The following is a 20,544-nucleotide window of genomic DNA, read 5'->3' on the forward strand; positions in this document are numbered from 1 at the left end:
GATGATGAACCAGCCGCTGGACGGCCAGGACCAGGTCGCCTACCTGACCGGCGGCCACGTCGACGGCGCGCTCGTCGTGAGCCTGCACGGCGAGGACCCGCTCCCCCGCATGCTGCACGAGGCCGGCCTGCCCATCGTGGTGGGCGGCCGTCCGCTCGCGGGCGGCACCGTCCCGTTCGTCGACGCGGACAACTTCAGCGGCGCCCTGGAAGCGGTGCGCCACCTGGTGTCGCTGGGCCGCCAGCGGATCGCCACGATCGCGGGCCCGCGCGACATGGCCGTGGGCATGGACCGTCTCAGCGGGTGGCGGTCCGGCCTGGCCGAACACGGCATGTCCGTGGAACGCGTGGTCCACAGCGACTTCACCCCCGAGGCCGGCGCGCACGCGATGGAGGAACTGCTCCGCAGAGCACCCGACCTCGACGCGGTCTTCGTCGCCGCCGACATCATGGCGCTCGGCGCACTGCGGGTGCTGCAGGCGCGCGGCTACCGGATTCCCGAGGACGTGGCCGTGGTCGGCTTCGACGACTCCGTGCTCGCCTCCACCGCGGTGCCGCCGCTCACCACGGTGCGGCAGGACGTGGAGAAGTTCGGCCGCACCATGACCTGGCGGCTGCTGGCCGAGCTCGCCGGCGACGACAAGCTGCCGCTGTCGATGCTGCTGCCGACCTCGCTGGTGCGCCGGGCGAGCGCCTGAGCCCTGCCTGCGCCGTCCGCACCGTCGCGGCAGCTGGTTGTGCGTCGTTCACCGCTGTTCACTCCTCGCCCGCATCCTGCCTGCGCTCAGGAGACGGAACTGAACCAACCTCGACCACCGAAATCCGCAGGTTCGGTTCGCCTGGCGAACGACCTGTGAGCGCTAACAAGGCTGGCCTGGCGTTATCTACCTGTCACTTGACTGGTCCATTGTTAGCGATAACACTCGCCGCCTACAGCACTGTTGCCTGTCGGTGACATCGAGGAGAACCAATGAGGCTTGTCCGAATCGCGGCCGCCACCGCGCTGACCGTCACCCTCGCAGCCTGCGGCTCGACCCAGAAGACGGGCGACCAGCAGAGCACGTCGAGCGAGGACGCGCTGGTCGGGGTCACCATGCCGACCCGGTCGTCGGAACGTTGGATCCACGACGGCGACAACATCAAGAAGGCCTTGGAAGCCAAGGGTTACAAGGTCGACCTGCAGTACGCCGAGAACGACATCCCCACGCAGGCGAACCAGATCGAGAACCAGATCACCAAGAAGGCCAAGCTCCTGATCGTGGCCTCGATCGACGGCACCGCGATCACGTCGCAGCTGCAGCAGGCCGCGGACGCCAAGATCCCGGTGATCGCCTACGACCGGCTGATCCGCAAGAGCCCGAACGTCGACTACTACGCGACGTTCGACAACTTCAAGGTCGGCGTGGAGCAGGCGAACTCGCTGCTGGCCGGCCTGAAGACGCGCGGTGAGGGTCCGTTCAACATCGAGCTGTTCGCGGGCTCGCCGGACGACAACAACGCCACGTTCTTCTTCAACGGCGCGATGTCCGTGCTGCAGCCGCTGATCGACCAGGGCAAGCTCGTGGTCAAGTCCGGCCAGAAGGACTTCAAGACCGTCGCGATCCTGCGCTGGGAACCGGCCACCGCGCAGCGGCGCATGGAGGACCTGCTCACCTCGACCTACGGCGGCGCCAAGGTCGACGGCGTGCTCTCGCCCTACGACGGTCTGTCGATCGGCATCCTGTCGGCGCTCAAGAGCAGCGGCTACGGCACGCCCGCGCAGGCGTACCCGATCGTCACCGGCCAGGACGCCGAGGTCGCCTCGGTGAAGTCGATCATCGCTGGTGAGCAGTACTCGACGATCCACAAGGACACCCGCAAGCTCGCCGAGGTCACCGTGACCATGGCGGACGCGGTGCTCAAGGGCAGCAAGCCCGAGGTCAACAACACCAAGGACTACGACAACGGCAACAAGGTCGTGCCGTCGTACCTCCTGCAGCCGGTCACCGTCGACAAGGCCAACTACAAGAAGGAACTGATCGACAGCGGCTACTACACCGCCGACCAGCTCAGGTAATCATCGTGTCTGACGAAATCCTGGTGATGCGCGGCATCACCAAGAGGTTCGCAGGGGTCACCGCGCTGCACGACGTCTCGTTGAGCGTGCGGCGCGGTGAGATCCACGCGATCTGCGGAGAGAACGGCGCCGGCAAGTCCACGCTGATGAAGGTGCTGTCCGGGGTGCATCCCCACGGCACCTACGACGGCGAGATCGTCTTCGCCGGCGAGCCGTGTGCGTTCAACGGTGTGCGCGACAGCGAGCGGCGCGGCATCGTGATCATCCACCAGGAGCTGGCCCTGTGCGGCCAGCTCTCCGTGGCGGAGAACCTGTTCCTGGGCAACGAAAGAGCGCGGCGCGGGTTCATCGACTGGAACCGCACCAACCACGACGCACAGGCGTTGCTCGACCGCGTGGGGCTCCGGGAGAACCCCACGACGCAGGTCAACGACCTGGGTGTCGGCAAGCAGCAGCTGGTCGAGATCGCCAAGGCACTGTCCAAAGAGGTCAGTCTGCTGATCCTGGACGAGCCGACGGCGGCGTTGAACGACGACGACTCGCAGCACCTGCTGGACCTGCTGGACGGCCTGCGCGACGAGGGCATCACCTCGGTGATCATCTCGCACAAGCTCAACGAGGTCACCAGGATCGCCGACACCGTCACGGTGCTGCGCGACGGCAAGACCATCGAAACCCTGCCGGCCAAGGGCCTCAGCGAAGAGCGGATCATCGCGGGCATGGTCGGCCGCGACCTCGAGCACCGGTTCCCGCCGCGCACGCCCGACATCGGCGACGAGGTGCTGCGCATCGAGGACTGGACGGTGCACAGCCCCGCCCAGCCGGACCGGGTGGTCGTCGACAACGCGACGCTGTCCGTGCGGCGCGGTGAGATCGTCGGTCTCGCCGGGCTGATGGGCGCCGGCCGCACCGAGCTCGCGATGAGCGTGTTCGGCCGCTCGTACGGCACCGGCATCTCAGGCCGCGTGGTCAAGGACGGCGCGGAGATCGACACCCGCACCGTGCAGGCCGCCATCCGCAACGGCCTCGCGTACGTCAGCGAGGACCGCAAGCGGTACGGCCTCAACCTGATCGAGGGCGTGCAGCGCAACGTCTCCGCCGCGGCGCTGGACAAGCTGGCCAAGCGCGGCTGGGTGAACGAGAACGAGGAGTTCTCGGTCGCGGAACGGTTCCGCCGTTCGATGGGCATCCGGACACCCGCGGTGTCGACCCAGGTCGGCACGCTCTCCGGCGGCAACCAGCAGAAGGTCGTGCTGGCCAAGTGGATGTTCACCGACCCGGACGTGCTGATCCTCGACGAGCCCACGCGCGGCATCGACGTCGGCGCGAAGTACGAGATCTACTCGATCATCAACGACCTCGCCGCGCAGGGCAAGGCCGTGCTGGTGATCTCGTCCGAACTACCGGAGCTGCTGGGCCTGTGCGACCGGGTCTACGCGCTCTCCGAAGGCCGGATCACCGGTGAGCTCGACCGCGCAGAGGCCACGCAGGAGCGCCTGATGCAGTACATGACACGAGGACAGAACTCATGACCACGAAGACCGCGCCTCAGACGGTCGCCGCACCGGCGGCGCCGTCCAGCCGCCTCTCGATCAACCTGCGGCAGTCCGGGATCTACGTCGCGTTCGCGCTGATCGTCGTGCTGTTCGCGGTCCTGACCGACGGTGCCCTGCTGCAGCCGCAGAACATCTCGAACATCATCGTGCAGAACTCGTACGTGCTGATCCTCGCGATCGGCATGATCCTGGTGATCATCGGCGGGCACATCGACCTCTCGGTCGGCTCGACGGTGGCGCTGACGGGTGCGATCTGCGCGGTGCTGACCGTCCAATGGGGACTCCCGTGGCCGGTCGCCGTGCTGCTGACGTTGCTGTCCGGCGCGATCATCGGTGCGGCACAAGGCTATTGGATCGCGTACTTCGGCATCCCCGCGTTCATCGTGACGCTGGCCGGCATGCTGGTGTTCCGCGCGTTGACCCTCACCACGCTCGGCAACCAGGGCATCGGGCCGTTCCCGAACGAGATCCGGTCGCTGTCCAACGGCTTCACCGGCGGCTACCTCGGCAACATCGGTCTCGGCCCGCTCGGCGGCGCCGACCTCGTGAGCCTGCTCGCGGGTGTGGCGTGCGTGGCCGGGTTCGCGTTGTCGCAGTGGCGCAAGCGGGCCGCGCGGCTCGGTTACGGCCAGACCGTCGACCCGATGCCGTTGTTCGTGCTCAAGCTGGTGGGTGTCGCGGTCGTCGTGATGGCGGTGGTCGTGCAGCTCGCACGGTTCCGCAACCTGCCGTGGGTGCTGGTGCTGCTCGCTGCGCTGGCGCTCGGTTACTCGTTGATGGCCAACAACTCCGTGTTCGGACGGCACATCTACTCGATCGGCGGCAACCTGCAGGCCGCCACTCTGTCCGGCGTGAAGGTCAAGGCCGTCACGTTCTGGGTGTTCGTGAACATGGGCGCGCTGGCCGCGCTCGCCGGCGTCATCTTCGCGGGCCGGCTCAACCAGGCCGGTCCGACCGCGGGCGTCGCGTTCGAGCTCGACGCCATCGCGGCGGCGTTCATCGGCGGCGCGGCGGTGCAGGGCGGTGTCGGCAAGGTCGTCGGCGCGATCACCGGCGGCCTGATCATGGGCGTGATCAACAACGGCATGTCTCTGATCGGTGCCCCCAGTGAGCGCGTGATGCTCGTGAAGGGTTTGGTCCTGCTCGCGGCTGTCGCCTATGACGTGTGGACCAAGCGAAGGGCTTCCTGACCCCTTTTCATTTCGGAAGGCAGACAACAACGATGTTGTTATCCCTGCGTCGCCTCGGCGTCGTGGTCGCGGTCGCGGCCGCTCTCGTGCCCGTCCCTGCAAACGCGGCCGAGTCGGTGGTCAAGACCGCCGCCGAGGCGCTGTCCGTACCGAATCTCGACGATGTCCGCGGGCATCTGACGTTGCCCACGAACGGGTTCAACGACACCAAGGTCTCGTGGACGTCGTCGAACCGGTCGGTGATCACGCCGACCGGCGAGGTCACCCGTCCGGCCACCGGGGCCAAGCCGACCAAGGTCGTGCTGACGGCCAAGGTGAGCCGCGGGTTCCAGAGCACGACCAGGAAGCTGACGGCCACCGTCGTCCCACAGCCCGCCAAGGAACCCTTGGCGGGCTACAGCTTCTTCTACTTCACCGGCGAGGGCAGCCCGAACGGCGAGCAGATCTACGCCGCCGCCAGCAAGGGCAACAACCCGCTGGACTGGACCGAGCTGAACAACGGCCAGCCGATCCTCAAGTCGAGCCTCGGTGAGCTGGGCGTGCGCGACCCGTTCATCCTCCGTTCCCCCGAGGGTGACAAGTTCTTCCTGCTCGCCACCGACCTGAAGATCAACGGCGGCAACGGCTGGGACGCGGCGCAGCGCACCGGCAGCCGATCGATCATGGTGTGGGAGTCGACCGACCTCGCGCACTGGTCGCGCCAGCGCAGTGTCGAGGTGTCGCCGCCGACCGCGGGCAACACGTGGGCCCCGGAAGCGTTCTGGGACACCAAGCGCGGCACGTACGTCGTCTACTGGGCCTCGAAGCTGTACGCGGAGAACGACCCGGACCACAAGGGCGACAGCTACAACCGCATGATGTACGCGACGACGCGCGACTTCGTGACGTTCAGCGCGCCCAAGGTGTGGATCGACCCCGGTTACTCGGTGATCGACTCGACGATCATCGAGGACAAGGGCACCTACTACCGGTACACCAAGGACGAGCGGAACAACACGTCGACCACGCCGTGCAGCAAGTTCATCACCGCGGAGAAGTCGACCGACGTGCTCAACCCGAAGTACGACTTCGTCGCGGAGTGCATCGGCAAGGCCACCCCGACGAGCCCCGGGCTCTCCGCGGGTGAGGGGCCGACTGGTTTCAAGTCCAACACCGAGAACAAGTGGTACCTGTTCATCGACGAGTTCGGCGGCCGCGGCTACGTGCCGTTCGAGACCACCGACCTCGCGTCCGGCAAGTGGACGATGTCGACCGGCGCGCGGCTGCCTGCTTCCCCGCGCCACGGCACGGTGCTGCCGGTGACGCAGGCCGAGCTGAGCCGCTTGACCGCTCCCCCTGCCCCGGTCAAGGCGGACAGCAAGGGTCTCGTCGCGCACTGGCCGCTCAACGCCACGTCCGGGCGGGTCGCCGCGGACGCCACCGGACACGGCTACGACGGCGCGCTCGCGGGTGACGTGAGCTGGTCCGGCGGTGCGCTGTCGTTCGGCGGCCGCACCGGGCACGTCCAGCTGCCCAACAACATGCTGACCGGCGCCTCCGCGGTCACGATGTCCGCGGACGTCCTGGTCGACCCGAGCCAGCAGACGCCCTACTTCCTCTACGGCTTCGGCAACACCGGGACGAACGGCTGGGGCAACGGCTACCTCTTCAGCACCGGCAACAACTACCGCGGTGCGATCGCGACCGGGAACTGGGCGACCGAACAGGGCGTCGACTCCGGCAGAGCCTTGCCGCGCGGTGTTTGGAAGAACGTCACGCTGACCGTCGGCAACGGCGTCGAGGTGCTGTACCTGGACGGCGTCGAGGCGGGCCGCAACACCAACGTCACGATCAAGCCGTCTGACATCGGCGGCGGCGTCACGGCAGCGAACTACCTCGGCCGATCGGTCTACTCCGGCGACCGCACCCTCACGGGCAGGATGAAGGACGTCCGGCTCTACAACCGCGCCCTGTCGGGTGCGGAGGTCGCCGGGCTGCCGTCGAACAGCACGGTGATCAGGTCGGTTTCGCTGGCGTCGCTGAAGGTTCCCGCCGTGATCGACTCCGCGGCGAACACCGTGGTGCTGCCGGTCAAGCCCGGTACCGACCTGCGCCGGCTCGCCCCGGAGTTCGTTCTGGCGCCCGGCGCCCGGATCACTCCGACCGGGACCGTCGACCTGCGCAAGCCGAAGAAGTTCACCGTCACCAACGCGTCCGGCGACCGTCGGGAGTGGACGGTCGAGGCGCACGAGATGCGCAGCCCGGTGCTGCCCGGTCTGAACGCCGACCCGAACATCATCGCGTTCGGGGACACCTACTACATCTACGCGACCACGGACGGGTTCGACGGCTGGAGCGGCACCAAGTTCTCCACCTGGTCGTCGAAGAACCTCGTCGACTGGAAGGACGAGGGCGTCATCCTCGACCTCGGCCCGGACGTCAGCTGGGCGGACAGCCGGGCGTGGGCGCCGACGATCGTCGAGCGGAACGGCAAGTACTACTTCTACTTCTGCGCGGACGCCAAGATCGGTGTCGCGGTGTCCGACTCGCCGACCGGTCCGTTCGTCGACTCCGGCAAGCCGCTGATCGCCGCCAACCCGGGCGGCGGTGGCCAGGCGATCGACCCGGCGGTGTTCGTCGACAAGTCCGGCCAGCCGTACCTGTACTGGGGCAACGGCGAGGCCTTCGTCGTGCCGCTGAACGCCGACATGGTCTCGTACGACCCGGCTCGCATCACGCGGCTGACCGGGCTCGACGGGTTCCGCGAGGGCCTGTTCATGGTGGAGCGCAAGGGCACCTACTACCTGAGCTGGTCGATCGACGACACCCGCAGCGAGGACTACCGCGTCGGGTACGCGACGGCTTCGAGCCCGCTCGGGCCGTTCACCAACCGAGGCCTGATCCTCCAGAAGGACCCGAAGCTCGGCGTGCTCGGCACCGGCCACAGCTCGATGCTGCAGGTGCCCGGCACGGACGACTGGTACCTGGTGTACCACCGCTTCGCCATTCCCGGCGGGGACGGGACGCACCGGGAGACCACGATCGACCGGATGCGCTTCAACCGCGACGGTACCATCGCACCGGTCGTACCCACGCTGGAAAGCGTTGCTCCGCAAAAGATCCGGCCGCAGCACTGCCGGGCGTTGGCCAACTGAACCCGCGCGGTTCGACCCCGTTCCGCCGCCTCGGGGTCGAACCGCGCCTCTTGGGAGTCTCGTGAGACCGCTGCACCTCTACACCCCCGCCGCAGTGCTGATCGTCGTCGCCGCCGCGTGTGCCACCGCGGCGACCACGGAGACCACGCCTTCGCCCGTCGCCGCGCCTGTGTCGCCGTCGACACCGCCGAGCGTCAGCGTGCTGCCTGCTCCTCCCGAGGTGGTGGAGGAGGTCGTGGACGGCCGGACCGTGTTGCTGTCCAACGGGTTGCGGGCACGCGTGCTCGGCCTCGCCGCGCCGGGTGAGTGCTGGTCGGCAGGCGCGCTGAAGTTCGCCAAGGACACGTTGGCCGGGCAGCAGGTGCGCTACAGCCGTGCCTCGGAGTCCGCGATCACCTTGCGGCTGCTCAACAGCAGCGACTACGCCTCGCTCGCGGTGAGTGCCGGTGCCATGCGGGCGGAGAAGGACGACCCCGTGCTGGCCGAACCGGAGAAGGTGGCGCAGAAGGCGGGTCTCGGCCTGTGGGGATCGCCGTGCAAGGGGCAGGACACCACGCCGGCGCCAGCTCCTCCACCGCCTCCACCACCTGCGCCTGCACCGGCGCCGACCACTACCGCGCCGCCGGCCCCGCGGCCGGATTGCTCGCTCACGTATCGCGTGGCCAGGGAGTGGGCCGGTGGCTTCCACACCGAGCTGATCGTCCGCAACAACACCGACAAGCCGTTCGCGCAGTGGAAGCTGCAGTGGCGGTTCCCGAGCGGTCAGCAGATCCGGGAGACCTGGGGTATGACGGCCCGGCAGTACGGGGCTGACGTCTTCGCGGTGAGCCAGGATCCGAACGGCTCGATCGGCGCGGGTGGGCAGGTTTCGTTGCGGTTCAACGCCGTCACGACTGGGCCCAACGTGCAGCCGACCGCGTTCACGCTCAGTGGGATGGCCTGCTCACTCGGATAGAGCACCACAGCCGATCCCGACGCCGCGCTCTGCTCAAGCGGCCAAGGCCTTCGCGAGCACCTCGATGGCGTCCGGGCCGGTCCGGCAGCACCCGCCGACCAGCCTGGCGCCACGCCCGGTCCACTCCCCCGCCAGCGCCGCGAACCCCGTGCCATCTCCGGTCCAGGCACGCTCTCCCGCGTCCCACTCCTCACCGCTGTTCGGGTAGACCACGACGGGCAGCCCGGTCTTCCCGGCGACGTCCACCGCGTGCGCGACGTCCTCCGGCGGACAGCAGTTCACCCCGACGGCGATCACCTCGTCGATGCCCTCGGCGACCGCGAACGCCTCCTCCAGCGACTGGCCCGCGCACGTGCGATCGCCCCGGATGCTGTACGACAGCCACACCGGCACGCCGCTGCCGCGCACGACCTCGAGCACGGCCGTGGCCTCGTCGACGTCCGGGATCGTCTCCACGGCGAGCACGTCCGGCGATGCCTCCGCCAGAGTCTCGATGCGCGGGCGGTGGAAGTCCACGAGCTCCTGCTGGCTCAGGCCGTAGCGGCCGCGGTACTCGGAGCCGTCCGCGAGCATGGCGCCGTAGGGCCCGACCGAGGCGGCGACCCAGCGCGGTCCGTCCACTTCGGAGGCCGCGGAACGGGCCAGACCGACGCTCGCCTTCAACAAGCGCGCGGTCTCGTCCGCGCTGATGCCGGCACGGGCGAAACCGGGGTAGGTCACCTGGTAACTCGCGGTGATCGCGACCTCGGCGCCCGCGCGGTAGAAGGCCAGGTGCGCGTCGCGGACGGCGTCGGGATCGGTCAGCAGGAGCCTGCCCGACCACAGCGAGTCGGACAGGTCGTGCCCGGCCAGTTCCAGAGCCGTCGACATCCCGCCGTCGAGCACGACCACCCGCTGCGCCAAGGCATTTGTCAGGTCCACGGAGCGATCCTACGTCCGCCCCGACGGGGTCAGCCCGACGAGGCCGCCCCGAACCTGGCCGAGGCCAGCTCCGGAGTGCTCACCCGGCGGGACAGGCGTGGCGGCAGCAACAGCAGCGGTGGCACCGCCCGGCCGTCCAGCTTGCCGGCCAGCAGCTCCACCGCGTGCCGGCCCAGCTCGTCCACCGGCAGCCGCACCGACGTCAGCGGTGGCGACACCTGTTCGGCGAGCTCGTCGGGGCAGATGGCGACCACGGCGACGTCGCCGGGCACCTTGCGGCCCGAGGCGCGCAGGCAGGCGGTCACCCAGCCCAGAGCAGCGTCGTTGTGCACCACCAGCGCGGTCATCGCCGGGTGCGCGCGGATCAGTGCCTGGACGGACCTGAGCACCGACTCGTAGTCCTCTTCCGCGGGCATGGCCGTCGTGGCGATGCCGCGGCGCATGGCCGCCGCGCTGAACCCGGCCATCGCGCGGTGGGCGAAGCCGGTGTTGCGGCGGTACACGGCGCTCGGCGCGCCCAGAAACCCGATCGAGCGGTGGCCGAGGTCGGCCAGGTGGTCGACGCACTTGGCTCCCGCGGCCTCGAAGTCGAGGTCCACACAGGTCAGTCCGCGCGTCGCCGCCGGGTGTCCGATGAGGACGGACGGCTTCGCCAGCTCGCGCAGCAACGGCACCCGGTCGTCGTCCATCTCGACGTCCATCACCAGGAAACCGTCGACCTGGGACGTGTCCGCGGCCCTGCGCAGGGCGGCGGCACCGTCCTCCGCGGTCATCAGGAGCACGTCCTTCTCGTGTCTGCGCGCGGCGGTCACGGCGGCGGTGACGAATCGCATCATCACCGGCAGGTGCAGGCCTGCGCGCAACGGCAGGACCAGCCCGATCACGTTGGCCCGGCCGGTGCCCGAAGCGGGCTCACCCGCGTGCGGGTGGTAGCCGAGCGCCCTGATGCTCTCCCGGACCCTCGACTTGGTGTCCGCCGAGATCGACCGCTTGCCCGTGAGCACGTAGGAAACAGTGCTCGGGGCGACACCAGCGTGTCGTGCGACGTCCGCGATGGTGACCACACCGACCCCTCTCGCGAACCCACTTCACCCGATGTGTCCCGACACGATAAGGAGCACGATCAGGTGAACTCAAGGGTTATGTTCGCGTTAACATTGCCTGTGGGATGTGGTCCAGACGAATTGAGTCGTCTGGAAAGTTCCACAACGAAAGCTTGCTGCAGCTCAGAGGGTTCGCGCCCGCGCTCCGCGTTAAACATGAGCCATGCACGGAGCGTGGGCACGTTCACATCTCTGCGTCATCTCAACTCGTCATCTGAATGCTGTCACCAGTGCCTCGTACGCGGGTTTCGGCGCGAAGGCCTCGTCGAACGGCAGTGCCGCGCCCTCGCCCGGAAAGACCGACGGGATCCACGAGTACTTGTCGGACAGCGCCCACGTGGTGATCCCGACGCATCGGGTCACCGCGAGGCACGCCCTGGCCACCGCGCCGTAGTCCGCGGCCTGGGTCGCGAGCTTCGCCGAGTCCGCCGGCAGGTTCATGCGCACGTCCAGCTCGGTGATCGCGACGTCCACGCCGAGGTCGGCGAACCGCTGCAGGTTCTGCTGCATCGACGAGGGCACGCCGCCCAGCAGCAAGTGCGCCTGCAACCCGACCCCGTCGATCGGCACGCCCTGCTGCTTGAACGACCGCACCAGCTCGTACACGGCGTCGCTCTTCGCGCCGAGCCCGTCGATGTTGTAGTCGTTGTAGTAGAGCTTGGCGTCCGGGTCGGCGGCACGGGCCGCGCGGAAGGCCTCCGCGAGGTAGCCGTCACCGAGCTTCTGCTGCCAGAACGACTGCCGGCGCGTGCCGTTCTCCTCGAACGCCTCGTTCACGACGTCCCAGGCGAACACCTTGCCCCGGTAGTGCCCGGCGACCACGCGGATGTGGTCGAGCATCGCCTGCCGCAACTCCGCGGCCGGCAGGTCCTGCACCCACTGCGGTGTCTGGTTGTGCCACACCAGGGTGTGCCCGCGCACGCGTTGGCCGGCGGCGACCGCACCCGCCCAGATCCGGTCGCCGCCGGTGAACGTGAACTGGCCGCGAGAGGGCTCGGTGGCATCCCACTTCAGCTCGTTGCCGACGGTGATGACACCCGCCTCGCGTGCGGTCAACTCACGGTTCTGCGTGTCCTCGAGCTCCGTCACGGTCAGCGCGCTGCCGAAGTACTTCCCCTTGGCAGCAGCCAGATCCCGCAACGGAGCAGTGACGGGCGCGTTGCACAGCTGCCCGTTGAGCCGGAACTCCCCCATCGGGCTGTTCGACCCGCTGTAGCTCGCGACGAACCCGAGCCCGGACAACGTCGCGCCGGGCGCGATGGTCCGGTTCCAGCTCATCGCGGTCGCGGACGTCCGGGTCCACGTCGCACCCCAGCCGTGCGAGATCCTCTGGTTGCCGGGGAACGAGAACGTCAACGTCCACCCGTCGATCGGCACACCACCGGTGTTCGTGATGGACAGAGCGCCGACGAACCCGGAACCCCAGTCGTTCGGCACGGTGTAGGCAACCTTGCAGGCATCGCCGGCCGCCGTCGCAGTGGGAGCTGCGACGGCGACGGTCGACGCCAGCACGAGCAACAGCACGTGCAGGAGTTTCATGACGCTCTCTTCCTCACAGTGCCGGGTAGGCGTTGCGCATGAGCTCTTGGAACTGCGCGGAGAACCAGTGGCCGGACAGCGGGGCGTCGCCGAGCGCACCGGACATGTTGTTGCCGTTGCGCGGGTTGCCGGGGTACGTCGGATCGCACATCCGGTCGAAGCCCTTGCCTTCGGTGTTCGGGATCTCCTTGCTGGCACCGTCGGACTCGCCCGGCGGCTTGATCCACACGTAGGCGTCGATGCCCGATTCCGGCGCCGCCTTCGGACGCTCGCCGATGCCGGCACCGGACTGGTTGCACCAGTTGCCGAGGTGGATGCGGCGGTCGAGCCTGCCGCCGTTGACGTAGGCGTCGGCGGTCGTGCGCGGGCCGGGTCCGGTGGGACGGGCCGCGCCTCCCCAGCCGTTGCGACTCGTGTCGACGAGAACGCCCACACCGGCGTCGAAGCCGGCCTGCACGGCACGCTGGCGGAACGCCTGGGCGTAACCGACCTCGTCGATGTACCGGTTCCAGTCGACCCACTTGGACTTCTCGCGCACCACTTCGCCGTTGATGTTGTCGTCGATCTTGAAGTACGGCTCCTTCAAGATGCCGTAGTTCGCCGTGTTGGCGATGAAGCCGTGCACGTTCGCCTTGGTGCTGCCCTCGGCGTTCGCCGCCTGGTACAGCAGCTCCGCCGTCGGGCCGAAGTTGTCGTCCCAGCCCAGCCAGCCGTGGTGGCCGATGTCGACGTAGTTGTAGACGTTCGGCACCGCGCCGAGTTTCGCGAGCGCGTAGCCGACACCCTTCACGTAGTTGCCGTTGTCCTTCATCGTGTCGCACTGCGGTGTGAACGTCGGCCGCGGCGTGACGTTGGTGATCAGGTTCGGCAGCGAGTCGATCTCGACCACTGTGACGATCCGCAGGTTGGCGTACGCGGGCCTGGCGAGAATGCTCGCGATCGGGTCGATGTAGTCCGTCTTGTAGCGGTTGATCTCATCCGCTTTGAGCTCACCGTTGGAGGCGAGTGCCGAGCAGTCCCTGCCGGGCAGGTTGTAGATCACGAACTGGATGGTCAGCTGAGCGCCCGCCGCCTGGCGCACCGCCTCGTCCAGGTGTGCCGCGACGCCACGGGCACCGCCGGTCCCGTTGATCGCCGCGATGCGGTCGATCCACACCGCGGTCGGCTGGTTCGCGATCCTGCTGCCGCCGGGCTCGGCGTTCGCCTTGGCCGCCCAGTCCGGGTTGACGTACTGCTTCGCGCCCACGTACGGGTTGTCGACGCGGTTGCCGGGGTTCGGGTTGCCCGAGGTCGTGGTGGTCGTCGTGGAGGTCGGCGGCTGCTGGCCGGTGCACACCGTGCCGTTCAAGGAGAACGACGACGGATCAACGTTGCTCGAACCGGTGTAGCTGCCGTTGAAACCGATCTCGGTCGACGCACCGGTGCCCAGGCTGCCGTTCCACGACATGCTCGCCGCGGTCACGTCCGCGCCCGACTGCGACCAGGTCGCGCTCCAGCCCTGGGTGACTCTCTGGGTGCCGGGGAACGTGAACTTCAACGTCCAGGAGGACGTGGCGTCACCCAGGTTGGTGATCTTCACCTTGCCGCCGAAGCCACCACCACCCCAGTTGCTCGCGGTGTAGTCGACCCGGCAACCGGGTGCGGCGCCCGCGGGAGGCGCGCTCAGCGCGATCCCCGCCGTGGCGACGGCGGTGGCGGCCACGACTCCCGCCGAGGCCCACCGCCTTCGTCCGTGGAACTTCGCAAAGAACGACATTGTTCTTCGGTCTCCTTCTCATCAAAGGTGTTCGATCCGCACGACGAACACGTGTCCGCGAGGAGAGCTCTGTTCACCCGGTGGCGCAGGCGGAACCGTTGAGCGTGAAGGACGTCGGGTCCGCCACCGCTCCGGTCGTGTTGGCGTTGAAGCCGAAGTTGACCGAGCCACCGGCCGGCACGTCGGCGTTGTAGGACGCGCCCTTGGCGGTCGCCTTCCCGTCCACCACGGAGATCGTGGACGACCAGGCCTGTGCGAGCGTCTGCCCGGCGGGGAAGTCCCAGACGAGCTGCCAGGCGGAGATCGCGGACGTCCCGGAGTTGGTGATCTTCACGTTCGCCGTGAAGCCGCTGTTCCACGTGCTCGGTTTCGTGTACGCCACCGAACACGTCCCGACGCTGCCGGTTCTGACCGCGACGCTCGGCGAGGCCGGTGAGGCGTTGCCCGCCGCGTCCAGCGCGACCACGGCGAGGCTGTAGTCGGTGTTCGGGGTGAGCCCGGTGACCGTGGCGGAGTTGGTGCCCGAGGTCGCCACCACCTGGCTGCCGTTCTGCACGCGGTAGCTCGTCACGCCCAGGTTGTCCGTGGCCGCCGGCCAGTCGAGCTGCACCGAGTTGCCGGTGATGGCGGACGCGACCGGCGTGCCGGGCGCGGTGGGCGGCTGGGTGTCCGGCACGCCGCCGCCGAACATCACGTCGGAGCAGCTGTAGAAGGCTTCCGGGCTGTCGGAGCGCTGCCAGAGCGAGTAGATGATGTGCCGGCCGGACTTGTTGGGCAGCCTGGCCTGCCAGCTGTACTCACCGTTCGCCAGCGGCGGGTTGGTGATCTTGTCGAACGGCACGGGCTCCAGGTCGGACCACTTCAACGGCTTGGTGACGTCGAAGCCGTCCTTGGTGACGTACTGCTCCCAGGTGCCGGGGTGCGGCGCCCATGCGTTGTACCGCAACGTGACCGTCTGGTTGGCCGTCACGCGCGTCACGGGCCAGTCGGCGCGGGCGAGGTTGTAGGCGTCGTACTTCGTGGTGGGGCCGCAGAGCTTCCCGTCCGCGACGATCTCCCGGTGCCGGCCGGCCGCGTTGCTGATCAGGTTGCCGAACCAGTCCCACAACGGCTGCTTCCCGCCCTGTGCGACCGCCGCGACGCACGCGGGGTTGGTGGGCTGCAGGTCGCCGCCGCCGCTACCGGCACGGCCGTCCTCGTAGCAGAGGTACGTGCGGCTGCCGGGCCACACCATCGAACCGTGCGCAAGGGCCGTGCCGCCGGTGTGCACCAGGACCGCGGCCGTGCAGGCGACCACGGTGAACAGCGCTAGTCGTTTCCTCATCTCGTACTCCTCAGCCGAAGAGCTCGGTGTGCAGGGAGAAGGCGGTGGCGATCTCGGCCTGGGCCCAGAACCGGTGGTAGGTGAACGTCGGCACCGGGCCACCGTTCAAATAGGACTGGACCTTGGGCCACTGCGGGTCGTTGCGGAACATCGACCGGATCGACAGGAACGACGCGCCCTGGGCGATCTGGTCGCCGTTGGGCATCCGGCCGGTCCAGCCCGGCGGCACGTACGGACCCTCACCGTTCGACGCGTTGTAGACGTCGTCGAAGCGGTTGTAGTCCGCACGGGTCTCCGGAACCGCGATGCCGAGGCTGTCCTGGTGCGCCAGCAAAGCCGTGAGAAGCGCTTCGCCGGTCGTCTTCGCCGCCGCGTGCCCGGACTTCGACGCGTAGTTCAGCAGCACCTTCGCGTACGAAGCGGCGATGCCGACGTCCTGGTTCTTCGTCGCCACGCGGACCCGGAGGTTCGCGTTCGCGCCTGGGCTCGACGGGTTCCACGTGTCCGGGGCGCCCGTCCATTCGAGCTGGTCGGGGATCTGGAAGTTCGTGCCGGTCGTGGTGTTCGCGAGCGCCCACGGCACCCACTTGTCGAGGATCTTCTTCGCGCGGGCATCCCCGGTCATCCGGTAGAGAGCAGCAGTCCTCTCCAATCCCCACACCTGGAAGCCGAACCAGCGGTTCGACGGCGGGTCGCGCCACACCGGGTGGGCGTCGTAGAACATGCCGTAGAACGTCGGTGTCCCTGCGGGAGGCGTGCCGTACTGGCCGTCCCAGCTGTTCGTGACACCGCCGGCGAGCGCACCGTCGGCGGACTGCAGCCACTGCAGCAGTTCCAGCTGCCTGTTCAGGCTCGTCGCCCAGTCCTGCTGCCCGGTGGCGGACAACGGCTTGAGCGCGGGCACGTTGGCGAGAGCGTGTGCTGCCAACGGGTTCTGGTAGCCCTGGTGCGAGGCTCCGTCACCGATCCGCCACGCCCAGCCGGCGCTCGTGTCGGTCGCACCGCCCCACGCGTAGTACCAGGACATCAGGTAGTGCTCGCTGCTCTTGCCCGTGCCGCCGGGGCAGGCACTCGGGCTCGTGCAGTTGCCGATGCGTTTGAAGTACTTGTCGAACATGGCGTACCGCAGGTAGTCGCCCATCTTCGCGGCCTTGCCGAGCTCGCTGGAGATCTGCCCCGCGTTGCCCTGCGCCGTGGCCCACTGCTGAGCCAGCAGCGCCACCTGCACCACGCGGGCGTCCGCGTCCGGCGCGTTGGTGTACTTCCACTGCCTGGCGTAGGAGGCGTCCTTGGTGAACAGGTCCAGGAAGCCGTTGGGGCCACCGTGCTTGAACGTGTCGCACGACGGCTGCGGGATCGTCTCCCACACCGACTCCGACGAACCGCGCTGATAGGTGTTGATGTACGACGGTGCTGTGGTGCCGTCACCGCACCGGCCGAAGCCGTAGGTGTTGTCGACGTCGAGCAGCCAGTGCATGCCGTAGATGTCATCCGTGCCGTACGCGGACTTCAGCTCGGCCGCGATCGGGTCGGAGCCGACCGGGATGTTCGCGTCCAGCACCGCCGGGTAGCGGTCCATCCGCGGGTGTTCCGGCGCATAGGTCGCGGGCTTCGAAGCGTTGTACTTGTCATTGGTGGGCTGGTCGGCCTTGGCCGGGATGATGAACTTCTCCATCGACGCCCACGCGGACTTGAACGGCGCCCAGTCACCGGTGTGACGGCCGTAGCTCGCCTCCAGCCACAGGTAGTAGCTGAACGCCTCCGACGTGGTCTGGTGACCGTGGTCCGGCGCCTCGACCATGAGCGTCTCGACCGAGTGGTACGGCACCAGCAGACCGCCGAAGTTGCGGAAGTAGCCGCTCGACGGACTCTTGATCTTGTCGTACTGGTCGAGGAACGCCTTCGCGAAGTCCGAAGTGGACTGGGAGATCTCCCGGACCGCGACCGGGGCAGGGGTGTGGCCGGTCGCGCTCGCGGTGAAGGTCGCCGTCGCCAGGTCACCGCCGTTGTCGGCGGACGTGACCGTGACGGTCTGCTTGGCCGCGCTGCCGAACGTCAGCGTGCTGGGGGTCACCGTGAGATCGGCGCTGCCGCTGCGACCGATCGTCACGGTGACGGGCTGGGCCGGCGCGTTGGCCAGCGCGACGTCGAACGTCGCGGTCTGGCCCTGCCGGACGGTGAGCGTGCTCGGCGTTGCGAGCACGGCTGGTCCGGCGAGCACCTTGACCATCGCGGGCCCTGAGGTGGTGGTGGCGCCACGGTTGTCGTACGCCCGCGCGGTGATCCGGTGATCACCGGCCGGTGCCGTGGTCCAGCTGCCGCTGAACGGCGCGGAGCTGTCCGTCGCGATCAACTGGTCGCCCGCGTAGAACTCGACCTTCGCGATGGTGCCGTCGGTGTCCTGCGCGGCCGCCGCGAGCGGGATCTGGGCGGGCAGGGTGTAGGTGGCGCCCGTGGCCGGCGCGGTCAGCGCCACGGACGGCGGCTGGTTCGGGCCGGTGCACGCCACGCCGTTGACCGCGAAGTCGGTCGGCGGCCGGTTGGCAGAACCCTTGCTGCCGTTGAAACCGACCTGCGCGGTGCCACCCGCCGGGATCGTGCGCCCCCAGTCCGGGTTGGTCACCGTCACCACGTCGCCGCTCTGGCTGAAGACGCCGTTCCAGCCCTGTGTGACACGTTGCCCGTCGGGGAACGTCCAGGTGAGCCGCCAGCCGTCGAGTGCGTCACCGTCGTTGCGGATCGACGCGGTCGCGCCGAAGCCGGTGTTCCACTCCCTGGTGACCTGGTACGTGACGGTGCAGGCGACCGCCGCGGGTGCCGCCACCGCGGGCACTCCGCCGATCATCATCACGGCCGCAGCCGTCAATGCCACAGTTCGCCGAGTCATGCCGCCGCCTCTCGACAACTGGGAGCGCTCCCAGATTTCACCGCACTGTAACGTGGGTCACGTGGGCCAACTGGAGGCACGCTCCGTAGTCGCTCCGCCACTCAGGGCTGGGAACTAGGCCACGAAGGGCAGCGAGCGCTCATCCGCTTGTCGCTCTTACCACCGTCTTGCTGCTCCGTTCAGGTGGAATCTTGGGAACGCTCCCAGAAAGAGAGGAGGGCGCCCCTCGCCACCGGGAGCGCCCCCTGGTCTCGTCAGCCCCGACCGGCGCCCGCACCGGCCGTGACCACGCTCTTCACGCTGCTCGCGCCGTCGAGCGGGTAGGAGTACGGGATGCTCTTGACCGAGCCGCCCTGCTGACCCGAACCGGAGTTCACGAAGTGGTTGTTGCGCGCCACCAGTGCGCCGGCGGGCGAGCTGCCCTCACCGCGGTGGAAGGTGTCCGAGGTGTTCTCGAAGTAGTTGCCCTCGACCAGGACACCGGCTTCCATCGTGGAGGCGACGCCGTACGAGGTGACGCCGCCGTAGTAGTTGTTGTAGACGTGCACCGGGTTGCCGAACCGCACTCGCGGGTGCCGCTGCTTGGTGCCCGCAAACCAGTTGTGGTGGTAGGTAACCCGGAGCTTGCCCCGGTCCTCCGACCCGTTGTCGTCGCTGTGACCCAACAACATCGTCTTGTCGTGGCTGGAGAACTTGTTCCACGACACCGTGACGTAGTCGGACGCGCGCTTGACGTCGACGGCGCCGTCGTTGCCACTCGAGAAGCTGTTGTGGTCGACCCACACGCGGGTGGAGTACTGGACGTTGATCGCGTCGTCACCCCAGTTGCGGAAGTTGAGGTTGCGCACGATCACGTTCGAGGCGTTGGCGATGTTGAGACCCTGCCCGGTGATCGTCGCGGACGAGCCGACACCCTCGATGGTCTTGTTCGAGGCGACCTTCGTCATGCTCGGCAACGAGATCGTGCCGGAGACCCGGATCACCGCCGCGCCAGAGGCCTTCGCGGCCGCGACGAACGCGGAGGCCGTGGTGACCGTGACCGGCGCAGCGCCGCCACCACCCGTCGTTCCGCCACCCTGAGTGGCCCAGCCGACCAGCCCGAACGGTGCGGCGGAGGCCTGCGGAACAGAAACGGCACCGGCTACCAGCGCCACTGCGGAAATCAATGCTGCACGTTTTGGAATCATTCCATGCCTTCCAAGTTGTGAAGCGGCGGTGCATCGAAGGTAGCGAGTTCCGAACAAACCGGTCAACCAATTCGAAGATATTCGAATCGAACCGTCGACGATAGTTGACAGAAAACATCTCCGCCCTACGATCAAATTACCGCCGCGCATCCTCTGCATGCGGAGCGCACATGAAGAAACTGGCAACAACGGTGTTGGCCGTGGCTTTGGCCGCGTTTCTCGCACCCCAGGCCCAGGCCGCGGGCAGCACCTTCCCGACACCGACCGGCCCCAAGCCCGTCGGCGCGACGATCAAGGTGCCCGCGGGCGTCTACGACGGTGGCATGAAACGGTTCTACGGCACCGGCAACCTCGGTTCCGGCGGTCAGAACGAGGGCCAGGACCCGATCTTCCAGCTCGCCGACGGCGCGACGCTGAAGAACGTGGTGCTCGGCGCTCCGGCCGCGGACGGCGTCCACTGCCTGGGCACCTGCACGCTCACCAACGTGTGGTGGGAGGACGTCGGCGAGGACGCGGCCACGTTCAAGGGCAAGTCGTCTTCGCAGACCATGACCGTCAACGGTGGTGGCGCGCGGAAGGCGTCGGACAAGGTGTTCCAGCACAACGGGCCGGGCACGATGATCATCCGCAACTTCCAGGTGGACGACTTCGGCAAGCTCTACCGGTCCTGCGGCAACTGCAAGACCCAGCACAAACGGCACGTCGTCCTGGAGAACATCACCGCGTTCTCCCCCGGCAAGTCCCTGGTGGGCATCAACACCAACTACGGGGACACCGCGCGGCTGTCGAAAATCACGATCGTCGGCGACCAGAACAAGAAGATCGTCGCCTGCGAAAAGTACCGCGGTGTCACCAGCGGTGAGCCGTCGAAGATCGGCAGCGGCCCGGACGGCACGCACTGCCTGTACAAAACATCGGACGTCACCTACCGCTAGCG

General features: G+C 68.1%; 14 protein-coding genes. 7 read left to right on the plus strand and 7 right to left on the minus strand.

What is annotated here, in order from left to right; translation table 11 throughout:
• From DI276_RS16770 to DI276_RS16795, 6 genes are all read left to right on the plus strand, one after another.
• On the plus strand, positions 1–697 hold a 697-nt coding region (locus DI276_RS16770), incomplete at its 5' end, for a LacI family DNA-binding transcriptional regulator (protein ID WP_232836711.1).
• 272 nt (positions 698–969) lie between these two features.
• Positions 970–2,055 (plus strand): multiple monosaccharide ABC transporter substrate-binding protein, encoded by a 1,086-nt coding sequence (gene chvE / locus DI276_RS16775; RefSeq protein ID WP_112264298.1) that lies wholly within the window; start codon positions 970–972, stop codon positions 2,053–2,055.
• A 26-nt stretch (positions 2,056–2,081) separates the two neighbouring features.
• Positions 2,082–3,587: a multiple monosaccharide ABC transporter ATP-binding protein gene (gene mmsA / locus DI276_RS16780; RefSeq protein WP_112264391.1), complete on the plus strand. Its 1,506-nt coding sequence runs from the start codon at positions 2,082–2,084 to the stop codon at positions 3,585–3,587.
• Positions 3,584–4,801, plus strand: coding sequence for a multiple monosaccharide ABC transporter permease (gene mmsB, locus DI276_RS16785; protein ID WP_112264300.1), 1,218 nt, complete (start codon positions 3,584–3,586; stop codon positions 4,799–4,801). The genes mmsA and mmsB overlap by 4 nt, the downstream gene beginning before the upstream one ends.
• A 32-nt stretch (positions 4,802–4,833) precedes the next feature.
• A complete protein-coding gene (locus DI276_RS16790; protein WP_112264302.1) occupies positions 4,834–7,935 on the plus strand; it encodes a family 43 glycosylhydrolase in 3,102 nt (1,033 codons plus the stop codon).
• Between the two features lie 61 nt (positions 7,936–7,996).
• Positions 7,997–8,890 carry a cellulose binding domain-containing protein gene (locus DI276_RS16795; protein ID WP_112264303.1) on the plus strand — a complete coding sequence of 298 codons (894 nt, stop codon included), beginning with the start codon at positions 7,997–7,999 and terminating at the stop codon, positions 8,888–8,890.
• A 33-nt stretch (positions 8,891–8,923) separates the two neighbouring features.
• On the opposite strand, the gene mmuM is transcribed toward DI276_RS16795, so the two are convergent.
• The 7 genes from mmuM to DI276_RS16830 all read right to left on the minus strand — a co-directional run bounded on the left by mmuM (position 8,924) and on the right by DI276_RS16830 (position 19,586).
• Positions 8,924–9,805: a homocysteine S-methyltransferase gene (mmuM, locus tag DI276_RS16800; RefSeq protein WP_408610557.1), complete on the minus strand. Its 882-nt coding sequence runs from the start codon at positions 9,803–9,805 to the stop codon at positions 8,924–8,926.
• 35 nt (positions 9,806–9,840) lie between these two features.
• The gene (locus tag DI276_RS16805) at positions 9,841–10,875 is read right to left on the minus strand and encodes a LacI family DNA-binding transcriptional regulator (protein WP_112264305.1); all 1,035 of its coding nucleotides are present in this window, start codon (positions 10,873–10,875) and stop codon (positions 9,841–9,843) included.
• Positions 10,876–11,124: 249 nt separating this feature from the next.
• Positions 11,125–12,453, minus strand: coding sequence for an endo-1,4-beta-xylanase (locus DI276_RS16810; protein WP_198680699.1), 1,329 nt, complete (start codon positions 12,451–12,453; stop codon positions 11,125–11,127).
• A gap of 13 nt (positions 12,454–12,466) precedes the next feature.
• Complete coding sequence (locus DI276_RS16815; RefSeq protein ID WP_112264307.1) at positions 12,467–14,209, minus strand: glycoside hydrolase family 6 protein; 1,743 nt, start codon at positions 14,207–14,209, stop codon at positions 12,467–12,469.
• Between the two features lie 73 nt (positions 14,210–14,282).
• Positions 14,283–15,533, minus strand: a complete 1,251-nt coding sequence (locus DI276_RS16820) for a lytic polysaccharide monooxygenase (RefSeq protein WP_198680700.1) — start codon at positions 15,531–15,533, stop codon at positions 14,283–14,285.
• 10 nt (positions 15,534–15,543) lie between these two features.
• Positions 15,544–18,420 carry a glycoside hydrolase family 48 protein gene (locus DI276_RS16825; RefSeq protein ID WP_112264309.1) on the minus strand — a complete coding sequence of 959 codons (2,877 nt, stop codon included), beginning with the start codon at positions 18,418–18,420 and terminating at the stop codon, positions 15,544–15,546.
• A gap of 254 nt (positions 18,421–18,674) precedes the next feature.
• Positions 18,675–19,586 carry a pectate lyase family protein gene (locus DI276_RS16830; protein WP_232836712.1) on the minus strand — a complete coding sequence of 304 codons (912 nt, stop codon included), beginning with the start codon at positions 19,584–19,586 and terminating at the stop codon, positions 18,675–18,677.
• Between the two features lie 191 nt (positions 19,587–19,777).
• On the opposite strand from DI276_RS16830, the gene DI276_RS16835 reads away from it, so the two are divergent.
• A complete protein-coding gene (locus DI276_RS16835; RefSeq protein WP_112264313.1) occupies positions 19,778–20,542 on the plus strand; it encodes a pectate lyase in 765 nt (254 codons plus the stop codon).
• Positions 20,543–20,544: the final 2 nt, after the last annotated feature.

This window comes from Lentzea terrae, from assembly GCF_003265345.1.
GTDB lineage: Bacteria > Actinomycetota > Actinomycetes > Mycobacteriales > Pseudonocardiaceae > Lentzea > Lentzea terrae.

Bases quoted from the DNA above. Each gene is read 5' to 3' on its own strand.
- DI276_RS16835 (WP_112264313.1), top strand. From the start codon at position 19,778: ATGAAGAAACTGGCAACAACGGTGTTGGCCGTGGCTTTGGCCGCGTTT.
- DI276_RS16825 (WP_112264309.1), bottom strand. From the start codon at position 18,420: ATGACTCGGCGAACTGTGGCATTGACGGCTGCGGCCGTGATGATGATC.
- DI276_RS16790 (WP_112264302.1), top strand. From the start codon at position 4,834: ATGTTGTTATCCCTGCGTCGCCTCGGCGTCGTGGTCGCGGTCGCGGCC.
- chvE (WP_112264298.1), top strand. From the start codon at position 970: ATGAGGCTTGTCCGAATCGCGGCCGCCACCGCGCTGACCGTCACCCTC.
- DI276_RS16815 (WP_112264307.1), bottom strand. From the start codon at position 14,209: ATGTCGTTCTTTGCGAAGTTCCACGGACGAAGGCGGTGGGCCTCGGCG.
- mmsA (WP_112264391.1), top strand. From the start codon at position 2,082: ATGCGCGGCATCACCAAGAGGTTCGCAGGGGTCACCGCGCTGCACGAC.
- DI276_RS16810 (WP_198680699.1), bottom strand. From the start codon at position 12,453: ATGAAACTCCTGCACGTGCTGTTGCTCGTGCTGGCGTCGACCGTCGCC.
- mmsB (WP_112264300.1), top strand. From the start codon at position 3,584: ATGACCACGAAGACCGCGCCTCAGACGGTCGCCGCACCGGCGGCGCCG.
- DI276_RS16820 (WP_198680700.1), bottom strand. From the start codon at position 15,533: ATGAGGAAACGACTAGCGCTGTTCACCGTGGTCGCCTGCACGGCCGCG.